Origin of the sequence: Desulfurococcus sp. (genome assembly GCF_038881575.1) — an archaeon.
Lineage (GTDB): Archaea > Thermoproteota > Thermoprotei_A > Sulfolobales > Desulfurococcaceae > Desulfurococcus.
This window is the reverse complement of the sequence record NZ_JAVZPN010000001.1, coordinates 285,398-303,305: the sequence shown is the minus strand read 5'-3', so window position 1 is coordinate 303,305 and position 17,908 is coordinate 285,398. Positions and strand designations below refer to the sequence as shown.

At 45.1% G+C, this 17,908-nt stretch carries 19 protein-coding genes; 12 read left to right on the top strand and 7 right to left on the bottom strand.

Annotated elements, in window-relative coordinates:
- Positions 1–3 precede the first annotated feature (3 nt).
- Genes nth through QXV08_RS01545 form a run of 3 tightly spaced genes read left to right on the top strand, consistent with a single transcriptional unit; the run spans position 4 to position 2,906 of the window.
- Positions 4–708 carry an endonuclease III gene (gene nth / locus QXV08_RS01555; RefSeq protein WP_342785299.1) on the top strand — a complete coding sequence of 235 codons (705 nt, stop codon included), beginning with the start codon at positions 4–6 and terminating at the stop codon, positions 706–708.
- Entirely contained in the window at positions 695–1,555 is an 861-nt protein-coding gene (locus QXV08_RS01550) for a class I SAM-dependent methyltransferase family protein (protein ID WP_342785301.1), read from the top strand. Before nth ends, QXV08_RS01550 begins: the two co-directional genes overlap by 14 nt.
- Before the next feature lie 34 nt (positions 1,556–1,589).
- Positions 1,590–2,906 (top strand): transglutaminase-like domain-containing protein, encoded by a 1,317-nt coding sequence (locus tag QXV08_RS01545; RefSeq protein WP_342785303.1) that lies wholly within the window; start codon positions 1,590–1,592, stop codon positions 2,904–2,906.
- Here QXV08_RS01545 and QXV08_RS01540 read toward each other — a convergent pair.
- From QXV08_RS01540 to QXV08_RS01520, 5 genes are all read right to left on the bottom strand, one after another.
- Positions 2,851–4,005: a PhoH family protein gene (locus QXV08_RS01540; RefSeq protein ID WP_342785305.1), complete on the bottom strand. Its 1,155-nt coding sequence runs from the start codon at positions 4,003–4,005 to the stop codon at positions 2,851–2,853. The two genes, QXV08_RS01545 and QXV08_RS01540, sit on opposite strands and share 56 nt — an antisense overlap.
- Positions 4,006–4,296: 291 nt before the next feature.
- Positions 4,297–4,932 (bottom strand): hypothetical protein, encoded by a 636-nt coding sequence (locus QXV08_RS01535; RefSeq protein WP_342785307.1) that lies wholly within the window; start codon positions 4,930–4,932, stop codon positions 4,297–4,299.
- Entirely contained in the window at positions 4,933–5,673 is a 741-nt protein-coding gene (locus QXV08_RS01530) for a DNA polymerase sliding clamp (protein ID WP_342785309.1), read from the bottom strand.
- A gap of 48 nt (positions 5,674–5,721) precedes the next feature.
- Complete coding sequence (locus QXV08_RS01525) at positions 5,722–6,114, bottom strand: RNA-binding domain-containing protein (protein WP_342785311.1); 393 nt, start codon at positions 6,112–6,114, stop codon at positions 5,722–5,724.
- Complete coding sequence (locus QXV08_RS01520) at positions 6,107–6,652, bottom strand: AAA family ATPase (RefSeq protein WP_342785313.1); 546 nt, start codon at positions 6,650–6,652, stop codon at positions 6,107–6,109. The genes QXV08_RS01525 and QXV08_RS01520 overlap by 8 nt, the downstream gene beginning before the upstream one ends.
- 74 nt (positions 6,653–6,726) lie before the next feature.
- On the opposite strand from QXV08_RS01520, the gene thpR reads away from it, so the two are divergent.
- Genes thpR through QXV08_RS01505 form a run of 3 tightly spaced genes read left to right on the top strand, consistent with a single transcriptional unit; the run spans position 6,727 to position 9,473 of the window.
- Positions 6,727–7,302 carry an RNA 2',3'-cyclic phosphodiesterase gene (thpR, locus tag QXV08_RS01515; RefSeq protein WP_342785379.1) on the top strand — a complete coding sequence of 192 codons (576 nt, stop codon included), beginning with the start codon at positions 6,727–6,729 and terminating at the stop codon, positions 7,300–7,302.
- A gap of 18 nt (positions 7,303–7,320) precedes the next feature.
- A complete protein-coding gene (gene cca / locus QXV08_RS01510; RefSeq protein ID WP_342785315.1) occupies positions 7,321–8,721 on the top strand; it encodes a CCA tRNA nucleotidyltransferase in 1,401 nt (466 codons plus the stop codon).
- A complete protein-coding gene (locus QXV08_RS01505; protein WP_342785317.1) occupies positions 8,664–9,473 on the top strand; it encodes a serine/threonine protein kinase in 810 nt (269 codons plus the stop codon). Before cca ends, QXV08_RS01505 begins: the two co-directional genes overlap by 58 nt.
- Here the strand turns inward: QXV08_RS01505 and QXV08_RS01500 are convergent.
- A complete protein-coding gene (locus tag QXV08_RS01500) occupies positions 9,457–9,729 on the bottom strand; it encodes a hypothetical protein (protein ID WP_342785319.1) in 273 nt (90 codons plus the stop codon). The genes QXV08_RS01505 and QXV08_RS01500 overlap by 17 nt on opposite strands.
- Before the next feature lie 330 nt (positions 9,730–10,059).
- On the opposite strand from QXV08_RS01500, the gene QXV08_RS01495 reads away from it, so the two are divergent.
- The 6 genes from QXV08_RS01495 to QXV08_RS01470 all read left to right on the top strand — a co-directional run bounded on the left by QXV08_RS01495 (position 10,060) and on the right by QXV08_RS01470 (position 16,006).
- Complete coding sequence (locus QXV08_RS01495) at positions 10,060–11,349, top strand: SLC13 family permease (RefSeq protein WP_342785321.1); 1,290 nt, start codon at positions 10,060–10,062, stop codon at positions 11,347–11,349.
- A gap of 129 nt (positions 11,350–11,478) precedes the next feature.
- Positions 11,479–11,604, top strand: coding sequence for a hypothetical protein (locus tag QXV08_RS01490; protein ID WP_342785323.1), 126 nt, complete (start codon positions 11,479–11,481; stop codon positions 11,602–11,604).
- A gap of 785 nt (positions 11,605–12,389) precedes the next feature.
- On the top strand, positions 12,390–13,436 hold the full coding sequence (locus tag QXV08_RS01485; RefSeq protein WP_342785327.1) for an ATP-binding protein: 1,047 nt from the start codon (positions 12,390–12,392) through the stop codon (positions 13,434–13,436).
- Positions 13,437–13,767: 331 nt separating this feature from the next.
- A complete protein-coding gene (locus tag QXV08_RS01480) occupies positions 13,768–14,685 on the top strand; it encodes a substrate-binding domain-containing protein (protein ID WP_342785329.1) in 918 nt (305 codons plus the stop codon).
- 20 nt (positions 14,686–14,705) lie between these two features.
- Positions 14,706–15,344, top strand: a complete 639-nt coding sequence (locus tag QXV08_RS01475) for an ABC transporter permease (protein ID WP_342785331.1) — start codon at positions 14,706–14,708, stop codon at positions 15,342–15,344.
- Positions 15,341–16,006, top strand: coding sequence for an energy-coupling factor ABC transporter ATP-binding protein (locus QXV08_RS01470; RefSeq protein ID WP_342785333.1), 666 nt, complete (start codon positions 15,341–15,343; stop codon positions 16,004–16,006). The genes QXV08_RS01475 and QXV08_RS01470 overlap by 4 nt, the downstream gene beginning before the upstream one ends.
- 528 nt (positions 16,007–16,534) lie before the next feature.
- On the opposite strand, the gene QXV08_RS01465 is transcribed toward QXV08_RS01470, so the two are convergent.
- Positions 16,535–17,674 (bottom strand): glycosyltransferase, encoded by a 1,140-nt coding sequence (locus QXV08_RS01465; protein WP_342785335.1) that lies wholly within the window; start codon positions 17,672–17,674, stop codon positions 16,535–16,537.
- Positions 17,675–17,908: the final 234 nt, after the last annotated feature.

Sequence of the window (17,908 nt, the reverse complement as noted above, 5' to 3'; positions counted from 1 at the left end):
TCATTGGATACTAGGATCGGGGATGAGGTGCTGAATAGGTTAAGGATGGAGTATAAGCTGGATGCTGATGAATTCGTGATATCTGAGAGATGTATTCAAAGCAACCGGTTGTTTGAGATAATCACGGCTGTGATCCTAAGCCAGAACACTAGCGATAGAAACGCTTGTAGAGCGTTGCAGAAGCTCAGGGAGTTAACTAGTGGAGTCATCACACCTGAGGCAGTGCTCTTGCTCCCGGTTGATAAACTGGAGGATGCCTTGAGGCCAGCCGGTATGTATAGGAATAGGTCTAGGGTGATCAGGGAGCTAGCCTCCATATTCAACCAGAGCGGCTTCCAGGAGAGATTAATCAGCGAGGTGAGTAGGAGTAGTGTAGAGGAGGCACGGAGACTACTCGTGGAGCTACCTGGCGTCGGCTGGAAAACAGCGGATGTCGTGTTATTAAGGTATTTCAGGAAACCAGTGTTCCCGGTTGACACGCATATAACCAGGATAACAATGCGGATGGGTTTCACCGGGTCAAGGAGCTATAAGCATATATCACGGTTCTGGATGGATAATACATCCCCTGAGAACTACCTGGATCTACACTTGTACCTTATAACACACGGTAGGAGAACATGCAGGGCGCGGAAACCCCTTTGCAATAAATGCGCCCTGAGAGACATGTGCAGGTATGGGGTTGACGCCGTCGATGACAAGGGGTAGCCTACTAAAGGAATTAGCGAGAGAGATACTTGGAGAGGAGGCTGCCGAGAAGGTGTGGAGGAGGGTTGAGTTCATAGGCGATCTCGCATTAATCAGGACACCGCTGGATATGAACCCTGAGGAGTTGAAGCCGTTGGCCCTTGAGATCCTGAAGCGATTCAACTTCGTTAAAAGCGTATGGGCAGCTATCCCAGGAGTAGAGGGGCCTTATAGGCTGAGGAAACACGTGTTGCTGGCGGGAGAGGACAGGAGTGAAACACTGTATAGGGAGCATGGCTGCGTCTTCAAGGTGGATATAAATAAGGTATATATATCTCCCAGCTTAAACTACGAGCACTATAGGATCGCTAAACTAGTGGCTCCTGGCGAGACGGTTTTAAACATGTTCGCGGGTGCCGGGTTATTCAGTATAATAATAGCTAGATACGCTAAGCCGAGGAAAGTATACAGTATAGATATAAATCCATACGCGTACCACTACATGGTTGAAAATGTGAGGTTGAACCATGTGGAGGACGTGGTCGAACCCATCCTAGGCGATGCCGGTGAAGTAGTGGATTCAAGGCTCGCTAATACAAGCGACAGGGTGTTAATGCCATATCCTGAACTAGCCCTCGACTACCTCGACAAGGCATTGAAGGCGTTGAGGGATGGAAGAGGATGGATACACGTGTATCTACATGTTAAAACAGCGAAGGGGGAGCATTATTTAACCAAGGCTGAACAACTAGTGGCTGAAAGACTTGCCTCGCTCGGTGTGAGAAACTATGGTATTTCAAGTAAGAGGAAGATAAGGAATGTGGGGCCACGTACTCATCAAGTGGTAGTGGATATTAAAATATTGTAAAGATTTAAAGAGATATCATAACCAGGTGTGTTTCATGAGGGTGCTTAGAGTATTTTACGTGGCACTAGTAGTGGTTCTCCTATGTTTACAATACACAGCCCCTCCCATCGTGCATGGGGAGATAACGCCTCGTGAAACATGTAGCACTCTCTACTTTATCAATGCTATAAAAGTCTATAACTCCCTGATCAACGATACCCTGCTGCTTGAGACGCCGCAGAATACCACGTTAAACACTGGTCTCCGCCAGGAATCCACCCCTATATACGTGTACAACCTTGGGTTCAATGAAACCCTGGGTTCATATGTCTTCAATGTCTCAGCTGGTAATGGCTTCTTCGGCTTCTTCATCTCAAGGATTACAGTGTGCTATAGCGATAACTCAACGATACTCGGATACTATAGGCTTGCACTAAATAATCCAGGCTACAGGATAAGCGATGAAAGCATACCGGGCGACATCGTCACGGAGTATGTGAAAACACCATATAGTAGAGTTGTAGAGGTTGTGGTGCCGGCTTTCGAGGACTGGTTTAAGAACAGGTATAATTCATCAGTGTACTCAGCAAGTAAGCTCGGCATAGCGGTTAATGCCGCCTACTTTATATACACAGAGTACTTTACATATAATGCATCATCCCTCCCGAGGACTATTGATGAAGTAATCGAGTCTAGGCAGGGAGATTGCGATGACATGTCGCGTGTACTAGTTGAGCTGCTCAGCTACTATAATATACCGGCTGTAATAGGATACGGCTACGTGTATATCCCGGATCTAAGGCTTGAGACAAATCTTGGAAACGTCACCTATTACTATGCATACAATGGCCCCCACGCCTTCGTCCTAGCCTATATCCCAGGCCTTGGATGGGTTTCACTGGATTTCCTCGCCGGCTCTCTACTTGAATACCCCTTCGTGTTCGAAGGGTACACACGTGGAACCATTGTAAATGAGTCGGAGGTTCAGGAAGTAGTGGACTTCCATAAGAAAATATCAGCTACCCAGGTCTTCATCGTGGTTGATGAGGAGAAATATAAGAGTATGTTCGGAGAATCAATCAGTGGTCTTCCCTCGAAAATAGAGAAATATATTGAGGAGGTATCTGGGGGGCCTGGTGAAACCACTGAGCCCAGCTCCACTACAACTACTCGATCCGAGGTCCCTGCATCAACCACCACGGTATCGAGGAATAGTGGGCCAGGTATTACGGGCCCCGGTTCCACGTTAATAGCTATAATGCTATTGGCTGCATTAGTTGTAGCCGCTGGGATAATCCTGCTGGTTCGGAGGAGTACTACGTCTTCTTCTTTTTCCTCTCCTTCTCTCCTGTTTCAACCTCATATACCCTGATTCCTACGCCGAGCAGTCTCTTCAACACTGCCTCGATGAATCTTATATGCGAGCCCTTCTGACCCACGAAGGCGCCATACCCTTCGCTGGATACTTTAACAGCTAGGTTGGGGCCAGCGAAGTCTACATCTATGATATGCTTATGTATCCAGCTTACTGGATGCATAGCCCGTATCAATGGCTTAAAGTCAAGTGTTAACTCTACGGCCCTCAGCTTGTAGCCGGTGTCTTTCTCTATCCCGGTGATTCTCTCACCGCCTTTACCAATGAGCCTGCTTATGTATCCCTCCTTGGTAATAATCAAGGCATCCGGCACACTATCCTCTGAGATACCGTGTTGCCTCTTAAGCTCCACGAATTCGACTACAGTCACTATATCTGCATCCGGCGCCCTTATTCTTGCTGCTTCAAGTATCTGTTTCTCTGCCTCACTGAGAGCCCTGGCTCTTACCCTGGACTCCAGTAGTAGTTTAATCCCTCTCCTAGCACCCGGCCTCACGATATCCTTTAATCCTAAATCTATCACTTTCGCTGAGTCCTCTCCGAGTAATAGCTCTCTAAGCATGCCTGCGGAGTCTCTGCTACCAGTTGTCCTCTGGAACACTGGGTCTCCAGCTATTATTAGCCTACTGTTCCTACCTATCCTCATAACTATCTCGATAGCGCTTTCAACCGGTATGCTCTGCGCGTCATCAAGGAATATCACCGAGTCATCGAATGTCCTGCCGCGTAGATAGTGTGAATCCGTTATAACAATCAATCCCTTATCCATTAACTCTTTGACGAGGCTCCACTCAGCTACACCGGATATTATATCCTGTATGTATGAAGAGGCCAGTTGATAATATAGATCGCCCAGGTCCGCTGTAGTAAGCTCCTTACCTGTTACAACATCTATGAGGGGGCGTGATATTATGAACCTCTTATACCTATTGTTCACCACCGAGTCTATGCCGTACAGTATACTTAGCAGGCTTTTACCCGATCCCGTAGGGCCGAATAAGCCTATTATCTCATACTTCTTATCGCTTAAAGCATTTACCACCTCCTCCTGACCCGGTGTCTGAGGGCTTATCTTACCAAATATATTAGTAGCCATAGCCTTCACCTAGTGTCCCATGATATAATGGTAAAAATATACCAGGGTTATTAAGGATCCAACCTCCTCCCCGCCCTGAAGTGAGAGGCTTTTCAGTTGTAATGGGAAGTACTGCATATGTTTCCGAGACAACGTTCACCAAGTACGGGGAAGACAGGGTGGCGAAATACTTGCCCAAAGAACACTAGGAGAAGCTGAGGAGCACCATGAGGAGGGTTAAGGTGCAGGTAGTGATGGAACCAGGATAGCTATGTATAGCCGTAGTAGTTAAAACGCCTGTAAGCTTTTCAGTTAGTTAACAGACTGTAATAGAGTCTCCAGCTTTCCCCTGATGTTTTCTTCTTTGATCACCGAGAAAGCCTCCACATGCCTAAGGGTTAAATCTATCTCCCTAGCTAGCTCTTTCCTCGATATCTCGCTTATCTCGAGTGCTTTGGACAATAGATCCATATTAATGACGTCCGCCCATGAGAATAACAATGTGATGCCATAGGTTATATATGGGTATAGTCTTAGAGACAATAGCTTTACTATCAGATACTCTAGTTGTGGTATGTAGAACTCGAAAGCCTCATCCACGTATTTCACCGGGGATCCAACTATCTCGTGATCCAGGTTGTTTTTCTCGGCTTCAATCACCAGGAGAGGCATAGTCCTAGTTGAGACAGCAACGATCCCGTTTCCCACTAACTGCTGCCTTGCCTTCGAGTATTCCTCCTGTATGTTGAAGGACTCCAGCAGCATATATAATGCGTTATCGAGGCATGCTGAGGATGCAAGGGCCCTTATCTCTGTTAAAGGATTTACTAAACCATATAGGCTTGTCGCCACGTCATTTAAAAAGACAACCATGCATCTATCTCCAATAAGCCTCCTTGATATCAGGGTTAAATTATTGAAAATGGTTAAAGGTATGTAGGGCTTCAACTATACTGCCTCTATTGGTGCGGTTAGATACGATATCCTCCCGTTTCCTATCTTAAACTCCATTTTGAGGGGCATTTTACTAGCGAATTCCAGTGTAACCACGTCTGAGACCTCTGTAATACTGAGGATCGTGGAGAGCTTTACGACGTCATAGATGGATTTAGACGGCTCCTTCACATCCATGGATAACAGGGCTGTTGAACCAGCTGCGAACTTGACCTCGACCTTTCCAGAGCCCACCGCCCTGAAAACCATTAGATCATTTGATGGGGCATCTATCTCAATAAGGCTTCCCACGCTCTCAACATCTTCAAGGGCCTTCTTCACGTTTGATGAGACTAGTTGAGCTGATACCTTGAACTCCAGGTTGAATTCAGGTATCTCGGGTACTGCGACCTCTAGGTTCCTGAACTTGAAGCGTCTTTTCGCGACACCGCTGATAGTGAACTCTATGAACTCTCCATTTGACTCTATGATAAGGTTCTCGCCTTTCCTAAGGTGTTTTAGAACTTTTTTGATATTGCTGATTGAAACCCCCAGGATTTCCTCGCTATCTACAGTGTACTCGAGAAACATATCGGCTGGTAGGAAAACCTCGATGTAGGATGATTGATCAACGTCGAGCGCTTTAAGGGAGACACCGTTACTAGTAACTGTAAACGCGACTTCATCGGCTAGTTTTCCAACGGACTCGATTATTTTCCTGAATATTTTCGCTTCAGGTAAAACCATCCTCACCATGCTATTCTCCCTAATCAATAATACTAGTGTCTAGAATTATAAATGATTTTAAGTTGAGAAGTATTTCACTACCTCCTCTAGCTCGTTCGCGTCTCCCTCGATGATAATTTTCACTGGTCCCAGCGGTGATTCTTTCTCACTGTCTATTAGCGAGAGCTTCCCAGCGTATGCAGCCTGCTTATGTAGTAAAAGAGATATTGAGGTAGTGGTCCTGTACTTGATAAGGTAGTTTTTCAGAGCTGGCTCAACCTGCTGGGTTTTCGCGAGGTTTTTCAATGGCTTCAGCGATTCAATAGTGAGGGAGACCCCTTTAACCACCCTGTACTTGTTGCCTAGTTCCTGGATTATTATATCCCCGGCGAAGATGTTTTTCACAGCCTTCTTCACCTTCTCAGCGTCCTCGGTTGGCCTTACCTCAGCTTCAACTATTATTTTAACCATGTTTCTCCACCACTTCCCTCAGTATTCTAATGGCTTCCTTTTTAGCGTCCTCGATGCTTGACTCATTAACTATCATATAGTCGGCTAGAGCTATCACGTTGCCTACACCGAACTCCAGCTCTGTCATATCACGCTTAAGGAACTCACTGTATGAAGCTGGATCCCCAGGCCTCTTCCTCTCCAGCAGCCTCTTGAACCTTGTCCTTGGTGAGGCATGTACTGCTATTATAATGACTTCACCGTGCCTCCTGAATTCATTCACCTCGACAAGGCTTCTAACGCCATCTATAACTACGGCGCCCTCCTTCTCTCTTATCCTTTCAATTGTTTTAACAGCTATAATGTTATCGCCGCGTTCTCTCCGTAGATCCCTTGACGTGGAGACCATGAGCTCCGGTGTGATAATGCCGTATCTTCTACTCGTCTCCTCCCTTACAACATCGCCCATGGTGTAGACAGGTAGGCCGAGGTCCCTTGCTACTTCAACAACCACGCCCTTACCGGATCCAGGCATCCCCACGATTAGTATGAATAACATGAATACTACACCAGCTGGTTTAGGATAGTTAATATATTTTGGAGGCGTTTTAATGTTTCATAGAGTTAGGGGTGGTGTTCTTGAGCGGTGAGATCATAAGGTGCTTCATAGCCATCGAGCTGAAGAATCAGGAGGTCCTGAGAAGACTCATCGAGGTAAGGGATAAGATAACTGCCACCGGGGTGGATCTAAAGCCTGTTGAAGACGAGAATATTCATTTAACCCTGAGATTCATTGGTGAAGTACCACGAAGCATCGTTGACGAGGTATGCGGCTTCATAAACACGATCTCATACAAGGGGTTCCAAATACACGTTAAGAACATAGGGGGCTTTCCAAGCCTTGAGAGGCCAAGGGTGATCTGGGCTGGGGTTGAGGAGGGGAGTGGCGAGTTATTGGAATTATACAGGATCGTGGAGGCCGGGTTAAGGAGGATCGGTATTAAACCTGAGAGGGAGGAGTTCACTCCACATATAACCCTAGCCAGGGTCAAGGGGTATAGGGGTATTGAGAAACTCGTGAAGACGCTTATTGAGCTAAGGGAGACGGACTTCGGGTATTCACCAGTGGAGGAGGTAATAGTTAAGAAAAGCGTCTTAACGCCGCGTGGACCAATATATAGCAATATATGCGTGAAAAAGCTTGCCTAGCAGTGGTGGATTATTAAAATGACCACCAGCGGGATCGAGGAGGCTGTGCTTAAATCAATCAAGCCCAGCAGGGAGGAGTACGAGCATGTACTAGGTGTATACCGTGTAATCGCCGACGCTATAAACACCGTGCTGAGAGAGCATGGTGTTGAAGCCGAGGTGACTATTCAGGGAAGCATAGCGCATGATACATGGCTATCTGGAGACAGGGATATGGATGTATTCGTCCTATACCCTGAATCATGGAGTATTGAGGAGTTGAAGAGTAAAGGGTTTAAGCTAGTGGTTGAAGCCGCGGAGAAACTTGGGAGATACGAGTTAAGGTATGCTGAACACCCCTATGTAAGGGTCAGGATCAGTGATGTTGAAGCAGATATCGTGCCAGCGTTCAACATATCAGATCCATCACATATTAGAACAGCTGTGGATAGGACGCCGTTCCACACGAGGTACATTAGGGAGAGGCTTACGGATGAGATGAGAGACCAGGTTAGATTATTAAAGAAGTTTATGAAGGGTATTGGGGTATATGGTGCCGAGGTCAAGACAAAGGGTTTCAGCGGCTATGCTGTGGAAGTACTTATAGCCAGGTATAATTCCATGAGGAGGGTTCTCGAGGAGGCATCTAAATGGAGTCCCCCGGTTTACATTGACTCGATAAGTGTTGACGAATCTTTCTGGAAGGGGTTTAGGAAAAAGTATCCTGACTCAGTAATATATATGCCGGACCCAGTGGATCCCATGAGGAATGTAACGGCAAATGTATCGGTGAAAAGCCTTGCAATATTCAGCCTGGCATCCAGGTGTTATCTCATGCATCCATCACTAGTATTCTACGGCTTAGAGTATGAGGGGCCATCTATGGATGATGTGAAGAAGAAGCTCGCGGATAGATGTATAGTCCTAGTTGAGTACATGCTGGAGGAGAGACTGCCCCCTGATGTTGTATGGGGCGAGTTGAACAGGGTTAGGGATACCATGGTTAAGCTCCTCGAGAACTTTGATTTCCACGTAATCGATTCATCATCGTGGACTGACGAGGACAGGTACTGCGCTATATTATTGGAGCTTGATTCATGTAGTCTCCCAGTATATAAACACTATAAGGGTCCCTCTGTGAAGCACTGGGAGAGATCACATAGCTTCATATCGAAGCATCTTGGTAAGGGGATCGGTGTATGGGTTGATGAGAAGGGCTCCCTAAACGCGTTATCCCCTAGAAGATATATTAATGTAAAGCAGATACTGGAGGAGGGAAGCCGAGGGTACTCGGTTGCTCCACACTTCAGGGATATAAAGCCATCGGTGAAGGCCTTAAGCGAGGAGGTGATAGCAGAGTTATCGGGAAGAGGGGCTTTACGATGGATTTCAGAATTTATATTGAAGACCCCTATATGGATGGTGAAGTGCATTTCCTAGTCAACTACCCCCGGGATGAATATATATATAGAGTACTATGCTTCCCGGCATGCAATAGAAGAGATTTAATAGTTGAGAGAACCCTGGAGCTGATTAAGGAGGGCTTCATATACCTGTTGGAGACAGGCCAGGTAATACACGGTGTCAGGGTGCTTGGGAAAGGCTACTCCTCGATAATCGTGGTGGCTTACCATGCAAGGCATGGCTTAGGCGTGTTAAAGATAAGGAGAACGGATAGTCGAAGGGATGACTTATTCAGGGAGGCTGAGGCAATGATGGGGGCCAGTGGCTCCGGGGTCACGCCTAGACTATACATGTATAGCCAGGACTACTTGTTTAGAGAGCTAGTGGACCCGGTTACGTGTCGATCGCTGGAGGTTCTCCTCACAGATTTATTTAGAAGCGGCGACATGGATAAGGTTAAGCAAGTGATTTACGAGGTTCTCGTAGCATTAAATAGGCTTGACTCGACACGCATAGACCATACCGAGCTCAACAGGCCTGGTAACCACGTTTTCATCTGCCCCGATGGGGTGAAAATAATAGACTGGGAGAGCGCGAGGAGGTCTATGAAGCCGAGTAATCTCTCCTCGTTCATCTCTTACCTACTCTACCGGTTCAGATATAGCAGTGAATTAATCAGTAGACTGGGCTTGGAGAGGGAGAAGATATTAAGGCTACTTAGGAGGTATAAGGCCGAGTATAGCTTGGAGGCACTAGGTGAAATACTTGATGCTATGCATTTAGTTTAGTGGAGGCGGCTTCACTCGGTATGCCTCCCATGCCTCCTGGTATGGCGTGCTTGAACTGTATCGTGCTACGTATTATTATCCTGCTCTTTATTTCACTCGGTAATGGTACCTCAAGCATGGACTTACACCTAGGGCATATGCCACCGTATATCCTGTAAACCTCCTCGGGTGTGGGCACTCCATAATAGTCTTGCCCCACCCTCGTGAACTCGAAGAGTATGAACCCACAGCTTTTACACCTATATTTTATAGGCATAAGTATCACCCATGTAATATTCTCGTATTACTTGGTAGTTAAAGGGTGGGGGTTATAATATATTTAAATAAATGATGTAAATATCTCAACATATAATACTATCATTATTACGTTATTATTTAATCAACCATATAATGTATTACGTCCAAGTAATTTAAATATGTTTCAAGTACGGTGAAAATGGATACCTCCTGAACTCGAGTAGTCTTAAACAACTAAGACTATGTTCAATGCCGCAGGGTGTAGCCTCTGAGGCCTGAGGACTCCTATATATAAAGCGATCATGTAGTAGGTAATCAACTGGTAGCATCAATGCAATGGTAGACCGGTATGACTCTGGTTAATCATGCTGCAGCATCAATTATATTGGCTTGGATTATAGGGGGATTAATAATTAGGTCGCGGAGGCCAAGCATACCAATATGGGCGATAATGGCGGCTGCTTCAACCCTCACTGTCTTAACTGGTTTAGAGCCGTTTGATAAGCTTGGTGAAGCCATAGATCTCGATGTAATATTATTCCTGATAGGCATGTTCAGCCTGGTCGGGCTCGCTGAGGGAAGCGGCCTACTGAAAGTCATAGCTATTAAACTGGTTTCCAGGGCCGGGTCAACCCGTGGGATACTAGTGTCTACATCCATAGTGCTGGGGTTACTGGCAGCGTTCGCTGTTAATGATACAGTTGCATTAATGGGGCCTCCGATAGTCTATACGATGGCTAAGATAACAGGTGTGGATCCAGTGCCATTCTTCCTAATACTAGCATTCGCGATAACAATAGGCTCAACCATGACGCCCATGGGTAATCCACAGAACCTACTCATCGCGATAGAGTCAGGTATCACAGCGCCATTTATGAAGTTCATGAGTGTCCTCATTGCTCCAACACTTGTAAACCTCGTGCTCACACCACTTGTAGTCATGAGGCTGTATAATATTGAGAACCATGTGTTAAAAGGGTTTATCATTATCCCCGAGGAGCACTTGAAGAACAAGCGGGATGCACTGGTTTCAGGGGTGTTCTTCACTGCTACAATAGTTATCCTAGTGGTGAACGATATCCTTGAAATAATGGGGTTTAAATGGATAGAGCACAGGGGATTCATACCCTTCATAATGGCTTCACTCGCATATATTCTCTCATCGAATCCAAGGGCTACTCTTAGCAGGGTGGACTGGGGTACTATAGTGTTCTTCATAACGATGTTTATAACCATGGATGGTATATGGAGAAGCGGCGTCTTAAACCCCCTGTTAAACATCTTCATGAGTGCGAGGCACGGGGACTACAGAGACGTCTTATCAATAGCTGTTTCATCCATAGTTATAAGCCAGCTCATCAGCAACGTCCCCTTCACAAAGCTCTTCATAGACTACATGCACTCGCTTGGCTTCACAGGGGGAGATGTAAACGCTTGGCTCTCACTGGCAGCGTTCAGCACAATTGCAGGCAACTTAACGCTTCTCGGCGCAGCATCAAACATAATCATCTTAGAGGTGCTTGAATCAAAGTACTCTAAGACCATATCGTTCAAAGACTTCTTTAAAGTGGGAAGCGTGGTGACCGCGGTAAACACCCTAATATACATCCCATTCATACTGGCCTCCTCCCCGCCCTGAATGGCGGGGCTTTTCAATTGAAACGACCCTGGTACTGTGAGAGGTGCCAGGCTACGGAATGATGCAAACCCCTTAGCTATGAGACGGGAGACTTGCGACAGACATATTGGTGGGAGAGATCATTGATGCATGTTCTCAGTAGAGAAACCGGATCCAAGCGAGGAGGCTGGGAACACTAATATAGGGAAAACAAAAGCCCTCGATCAACGATACAGGTGTTCGAGAAAAAGAGGGCTAGCTTTTACTGGTGCTTAGCCACCCATAATAGAAACCTGCTTTTCTTCACAGCGTCCTGGCTAATCTCTCAATAACTTCGCCTTCGTGAACCATGAAGCGGCACCTACTACACGTGGCCCTGGTTATCTTGAAGACTTCCCCAGCCATCCAATAGAGCTGGGTACAGTGCATACAGTCCCGTATACTGTTAAAACAGGCACTGAGCACGTAAACATGCTGGGTTTCAAACTGGGGTTCAGGTCTCGTATGGGTTCATATTGGTTGTTATCGTTCCCTCATCTGGCTTGGGAGTGTTCAGAGGGTCTTCGACTATTTCCCGCTTTTGGCTACTGTTTTGTTTTTCATACGGGCTTGTATTGGTTGGTGTTGTTTCGGCGTCGTGAAGAGTTTATAAATCAGGAATCCCGGCATCCGGCATCATATGGATCGGGGTATCCTCGTCCTTTTACGGCGGGGATGAGATTAGTTCTACTATAGTGTGTTTCGAGAGCCAGTAATCCTATAGCTTGATAAGCATGAGGCTCTTACTAGCGTACTCTGATACAACAAGTTTTGGATCCTTGTGGTGCTTCATGAATAAGGCTAGACTAGTGAGAGTGCTTCAGCTGGCTTTCCTCCAGTTTCTTCTCGGCTTCCTTAAGCATGTGCTCCTTTACTCCCTCCTCAATAGTTTTTATCTATTGCTGGTTTGGCTTTATGTATTATCTACCTATGAGCTCTTTCAGCCTCTTTGGAATTTTGGCGGAAACTGTTCCAAAAAATTTTTAATACTTAGGGGGGAAAGTTACTTAGGGGGGTAAGTAATGGGTTACTTCAGCCCTGAACCCAAGAGGAGGAAAGCCGACTTCTTCAACATGGAAGAAGAGTGGAATCTGCTGGAGAGATCGCTTGAAAAAGGCAAGCTAACCGTAGTCACAGGGTTGAGGAGGTATGGGAAGACATCTCTTATTCTCACGTATCTGAATGAGACACGCAGGAACTATGTCTTCGTGGACTGCCGGGCTATGCAGGGAAAAATGCTCTCGCTCAGGTCTTTCATGGAGATCCTCGAGGAGGAGCTCAGCAGGCTCAGCTGGGCCCGCGATCTTTTAAGCAACATAGAGGAAGTCAGAGTTGGGGCCTTCGGGGTGAGGATCAGGGATAAAAGGGAATCAACCCTTCTCCGTGTTCTAAGAGCCCTGGAAGGATCCATTCTTGTCTTGGATGAGGCTCAGGAGCTCAGGAGATCCAGCTATAGGTTTGACTCGCTGCTGGCATACATATACGATAATCTAGACATAAAGATTATCGTATCGGGTTCCATGATTGGCTTGCTCTACAGGTTCCTCAGGGTGGATGATCCCGAGGCCCCCCTCTACGGGAGAGCTTACTCTGAAGTCCGCTTAAAGCCTCTGCCTAAGGAGAAGGCTAGAGAGTTCCTGGTGAGAGGATTTGAACAGGAAAACCTGCGAGTGAAGGAAGAGATTATAGAAGACGCTGTAGAGAAGTTCGACGGGATAATTGGCTGGCTCACCTACTTCGGTCACTCTTTTTCTACGGGAAGAGAAACATCGGAGGAAATACTTAAGAAAGCATCGAAGCTTGCAGTAAGCGAGCTATCAAAGGCGCTTGAAGTCTATGGAATAGGGAGGAAGAGATATGAGGCGGTATTGAAGACGGTTGCTATACTTAAAAGGGCTTCCTGGATCGAAATAAAGCGGGGAATCGAAGCAAAGCTGGGGGGAATCCCTGATCCAACACTAGCTAACATCCTGAAGAATCTAGTGGATTCGGGCTTCCTAGTCAAAGAGGACGAAGGGTACAGGATAGCTGACCCCATCCTCGAATATGGAGTTCTCGCATATCTCTAAAGGAGATGAGGTGACATATGAACCTATTCAATATAATGCTTGGAGTTGATGCATGGCGAGTCTGGCAGTCGATGAGCCATGCACCGCCCGCAAGCTGACGGCTGGCCCTGAGCTGTGCGATGATGCCGGCTCCAGAACAATAATGGATGCACTGGAGGAGCCGGGGTCCTCGCCACTTCAGGGCGTGGAGGAGGTCAGTTGAAGGCTATAGAGCTCCGGGAAAAATAGAGAAGTAATCAAGCTGTGATGGGCTTCTTCGCAAAGTCGTCATCTAAGACTCATGATGCGCTTTTAATTTCATCCGTGATATATTTTCTGATGGTGGGGATCTGTGAGAAGAACCCTATTATACGCGGTCTTCGCCGTTGCATTGATCGCGGTAGGTCTATTGGGCTACTATATGGGGAGATACTATGGAGAAAAAACCACTGTTGCTCCTCAGCATAGCACTGTGATAGTGGCGACAACGACGTCTCTATATCAAATCGGCGTGCTCAACGACTTCTTCAATGACTTCAATAATTCAACGCGTATGAATATAAAATTCGATGTCCTTGCAAAAGGCACTGGGGAGGCCTTAAGGCTTTTAGCAGATGGCTCTGCATGCATAGGGTTTGTACATGCACCTGTCCTCGAGCTTCAATACATGAATCAAGGGAAAATAGAAAGACTCGCTGTTTTTGGATACAATGAGTTCATTATTGTCGGCCCATCCGATGATCCAGCAAACGTGAGTGGGGCTTCTAACTCCCTCGAGGCCTTTAAGAGGATATACAACGCTGGTGAAAACGGCTTAGCGAAATTTGTTAGCAGAGGGGATATGTCGGGTACAAATGTCAGAGAGCTACAGATATGGAATCTCACCAAGCTTAATCCGGAGGGAAAACAATGGTATTTGAAGAGCGGGCAGGGGATGGCGCAGACGCTTTTAATGGCTGATAACCTTAAAGCCTATACGCTTACAGATGTAGGAAGCTATATAAATCTCGTTAACAACGGCAAGGTAAACAATCTCGTTGTATTGAAGAAAGATCCTCTATACCTAATTAACGTGTATTCAATGTACTTCTCAAAAGCGCCTGCATGCGATGATCCATTCACACTGTATATAGCGTATAAGCTGAGGGACTATATAATGAGTAAAGGCCAGGATCTCTTGGCGTCAAAATATAAAGGCTTGGTAGAGCCTGTTAGAGGTAATGAAACCTTAATACTAAGTGCATGGGAAGAATTAACTAAGCTTGGATAAAACACCTAGGGGTTTAAACCATGGAGTCGTTTTTTCTAATAACTCTTAGAAGTCTCTATGTGTCTTCCATAGCATCGCTTCTAGCCTTTGCATCCGCGGTGTTTCTCAGCCTAGTGTTCTCCAGGTTGAGCAGGGAAAAAGCCGAGATGATTCTCGGTGTTTTCGAAGCCTTGGTTGGAGTCCCGACAACAGCTGTGGGGCTCATTGTATACATGCTTCTATATCCCGGTGGACCCCTGGGCTTCCTCAGGCTTCTCTACACGTTGCAGGCTATCATTATAGGTGAATTCATAGTTGCATTACCCATCGCGTTTACAACGATATTTAGACATGTCTACGGCTTGAGAGAGAGCATTAGGGAGCTCGTTTTATCTCTTGGTGCTCCGGAAAACCATGTTCCCAGGTTGCTTTTAAGAGAATTAACGCCTGCCCTGGTATCATCTTATCTAACAGCGTTCTCCAGGGCTATTGGAGAACTCGGAGTAGCTTTAATCGTTGGCGGCGGCATAGAGGGGGCTACAAATGTTTTAACAACAGCTATAGCTATCCAGGCATCTATAGGAAACTACGAGTATGCTCTCACAATAGGCTTAATACTTATCGCTATAACTCTCTCAATAATCTTATTGGTAAAGATCATCAGCAGGTATGTAGCATGAAGATAGTGCTGGAGAACATTTGGCATAGCTATGATGCTCAAAAATATGTATTAAAAAACATTAATTTATCTTTCATAGAACCAGGAATATACCTTGTGTTAGGGCCCAACGGAGTCGGTAAAACAACGCTTCTCAAGATAATCTCCCTCATAGTAAAGCCATCTAAAGGGAGAATTCTAATAGACGGCAAAGACTACTGGGGCTTGAAGGAAGAAGAGAGAAATAATATTAGAAGCCTCATCGCATATGTACATGATAAACCAATACTTGTCAGGGGCTCTGTAAGATACAATGTAGAGCTTGGCTTGAGACTTAGAAAAAGAGTTAACGATAATATCCTTGAATACTACATCAATAGATACGGGTTGAAACAACTAGAGAAAAAACCCGCCAACAAGCTGAGCGCCGGAGAATCCAAGGCCGTTACAATCGTAAGAGCCTTCGCAATAAAACCAAAAATGCTGGTATTAGACGAGCCCTTCACATACCTGGATTCCCATAGAACAAAGCTTCTAATAGAAGACATTGTAAACCTAGCACGCAGTGAAAAAACCCTAGTCCTCATAGCCACTCACTACATGTACAAAGAGCTAGCGAACATTGCAACAAAAATTATAGAGATAAAGAATGGAGAAATAGAGTCACAGGCATTAAAACAATAAATAGAAATAAGACTTGAATACCCGTGAAGCTAGGAAACGATCGATACGTAAAAACACCATATTAATTAATAGGCAAAAAGAATAGGAGTAAGCAAAGTCCCTCTCTTTATAGCTATAGCGCGATAAAGGAAGCATTAAGCATCATAGAGATAATTAGGTGAAAACCCAGAGCTATATAGAAATCTAAGAAATAAGCGTAGCAAGGTGTCTAAAACAATCAACTACGACAACTTCAAGAAAAACATATTGAAAAATCAATTTCGTGTTGGAAATAAAGAAAATCGCGAGAAGGAACATAGTCTTTTTATCCTCATTCGTTAAGATCAGTACACATTAACACCAGGGCCAGCATTATTCACATAATTCTTCGATATCTACTAGTGTCTCTTAACTAAATCTCTGCGTCTCTTCATTAACTCGCTGACTGAACTGTGACCTCTCCTTGATAAAGCTTCAAGTATACCGTAGCGTTAAACACCATTACACAGTTATAATCCTTGCTTACATATTTGATGTATTAAAAATGAGCTATTGTAGACAACAAATGTGTAGAAATTGCTTAAGCTTGTTCTTGAAGGCTTCGAAAGTGAATGATTTTACTACTTCTAGGCCTTTTTCACGAATGGTTTTCACGAGTGCCTCATTTTTCTCAATACGTCTGACTATGCCCGAGATCTCTGATACACTATAATATCCGAGAGCCGGGTCTATATGGGAAACGATATCGGTCCATGCACCTCCATCCTTATACACGATAGGTATTGCTCCTGCAGCAATGGCTTCAGCCACCGATAATCCAAAGTGTTCTGGATAAGGTGGATGAAGGTAGAATAAGGCTCTATGGAACAGTTCTCTGAGTTTTTCCCTGGAAATGTTCGTGATTATGTAAACGTTGCCAAGTCCCATAATTTCAGCTTTTTCAGCGAGCTGAGATGCTAACTTAAAGCCTTCCTTCGTTGCTGAACCTACAATATAGAACTGGTAATCCTTTAGCTCAACAGCTACTTTAAGGATCTCTTCAAGCTTCTTCTCAGGACTAAATCTTGAAACCGTGATAATCATTTTCTCCCTTAAGTCGTTCGTCGACTCGAAGTATTCAACATCCACCGGTGGATGTAGAACTTCGACTCTAAACCTTGAACCATACACCTTCATGAAAACACGCTTAGTCCATGAACTATTCGTTAACACAAGCCTTGGATTACCTGTTAGAGAATCGGCAATTTTCCTAAGAAAGGCTTCGTAGGTCCTCCAGACAACTCCACTTCTACCACTAGGCATTACAAGAGGGACGTGGACGTAGGCTATGTGAGTATTAGTGGGTATATGAGATGAAGTATCAATCAATATGTCATCCTTGTTTTTCATTATACTATCTATCAAGAAGCCTGTTAAAAGTGCTCTTCTTAACTTAGTCATTCTATTTCTAGATACTGCTCTGAGAGTGGAGTCTGTAACGCGTAGAAGCCACGAGGAAACATTAACGATACGAGGAGAGAAGTCAGGAGATAGAAGTTTAACGGCTTCCTCGGCTCTTTCCACGTCGAAGTTAAAAGTCACAATTTCACTATCGAACCCTAATTCTAGTAAGGCCCTGTGCATCTCTATAGCTAGTTTCTCAGCACCTCCACCAATTTCTAAAAGCGGGTGAAGTATCAAGATCTTCAAGTTTCCACCTCATTTGTTGATTCTATCTTGGTAAACAAATATTGAGCATATGGAATAACGTTTACACTTTTAAAATATGCTATTTTTGGTGATGATACCTTGCGCGATATCCTATAGACATTTAGACATTTCCAACTTTATTTAAAACAATTTTATCGATTTCTTTAACTCTCCCCAGCATCTTTATTGTTTCAGAGGTTACACCGATATTGAACAATGCATCATCGATGCCTA

What these genes read in the sequence shown, in the direction of transcription:
- QXV08_RS01550 (WP_342785301.1), top strand. Translation starts at nt 695, where the DNA reads ATGACAAGGGGTAGCCTACTAAAGGAATTAGCGAGAGAGATACTTGGA.
- QXV08_RS01545 (WP_342785303.1), top strand. Translation starts at nt 1,590, where the DNA reads ATGAGGGTGCTTAGAGTATTTTACGTGGCACTAGTAGTGGTTCTCCTA.
- QXV08_RS01540 (WP_342785305.1), bottom strand. Translation starts at nt 4,005, where the DNA reads ATGGCTACTAATATATTTGGTAAGATAAGCCCTCAGACACCGGGTCAG.
- QXV08_RS01530 (WP_342785309.1), bottom strand. Translation starts at nt 5,673, where the DNA reads ATGGTGAGGATGGTTTTACCTGAAGCGAAAATATTCAGGAAAATAATC.
- QXV08_RS01525 (WP_342785311.1), bottom strand. Translation starts at nt 6,114, where the DNA reads ATGGTTAAAATAATAGTTGAAGCTGAGGTAAGGCCAACCGAGGACGCT.
- QXV08_RS01520 (WP_342785313.1), bottom strand. Translation starts at nt 6,652, where the DNA reads ATGTTATTCATACTAATCGTGGGGATGCCTGGATCCGGTAAGGGCGTG.
- cca (WP_342785315.1), top strand. Translation starts at nt 7,321, where the DNA reads ATGACCACCAGCGGGATCGAGGAGGCTGTGCTTAAATCAATCAAGCCC.
- QXV08_RS01505 (WP_342785317.1), top strand. Translation starts at nt 8,664, where the DNA reads ATGGATTTCAGAATTTATATTGAAGACCCCTATATGGATGGTGAAGTG.
- QXV08_RS01500 (WP_342785319.1), bottom strand. Translation starts at nt 9,729, where the DNA reads ATGCCTATAAAATATAGGTGTAAAAGCTGTGGGTTCATACTCTTCGAG.
- QXV08_RS01495 (WP_342785321.1), top strand. Translation starts at nt 10,060, where the DNA reads ATGACTCTGGTTAATCATGCTGCAGCATCAATTATATTGGCTTGGATT.
- QXV08_RS01490 (WP_342785323.1), top strand. Translation starts at nt 11,479, where the DNA reads ATGTTCTCAGTAGAGAAACCGGATCCAAGCGAGGAGGCTGGGAACACT.
- QXV08_RS01485 (WP_342785327.1), top strand. Translation starts at nt 12,390, where the DNA reads ATGGGTTACTTCAGCCCTGAACCCAAGAGGAGGAAAGCCGACTTCTTC.
- QXV08_RS01475 (WP_342785331.1), top strand. Translation starts at nt 14,706, where the DNA reads ATGGAGTCGTTTTTTCTAATAACTCTTAGAAGTCTCTATGTGTCTTCC.
- QXV08_RS01470 (WP_342785333.1), top strand. Translation starts at nt 15,341, where the DNA reads ATGAAGATAGTGCTGGAGAACATTTGGCATAGCTATGATGCTCAAAAA.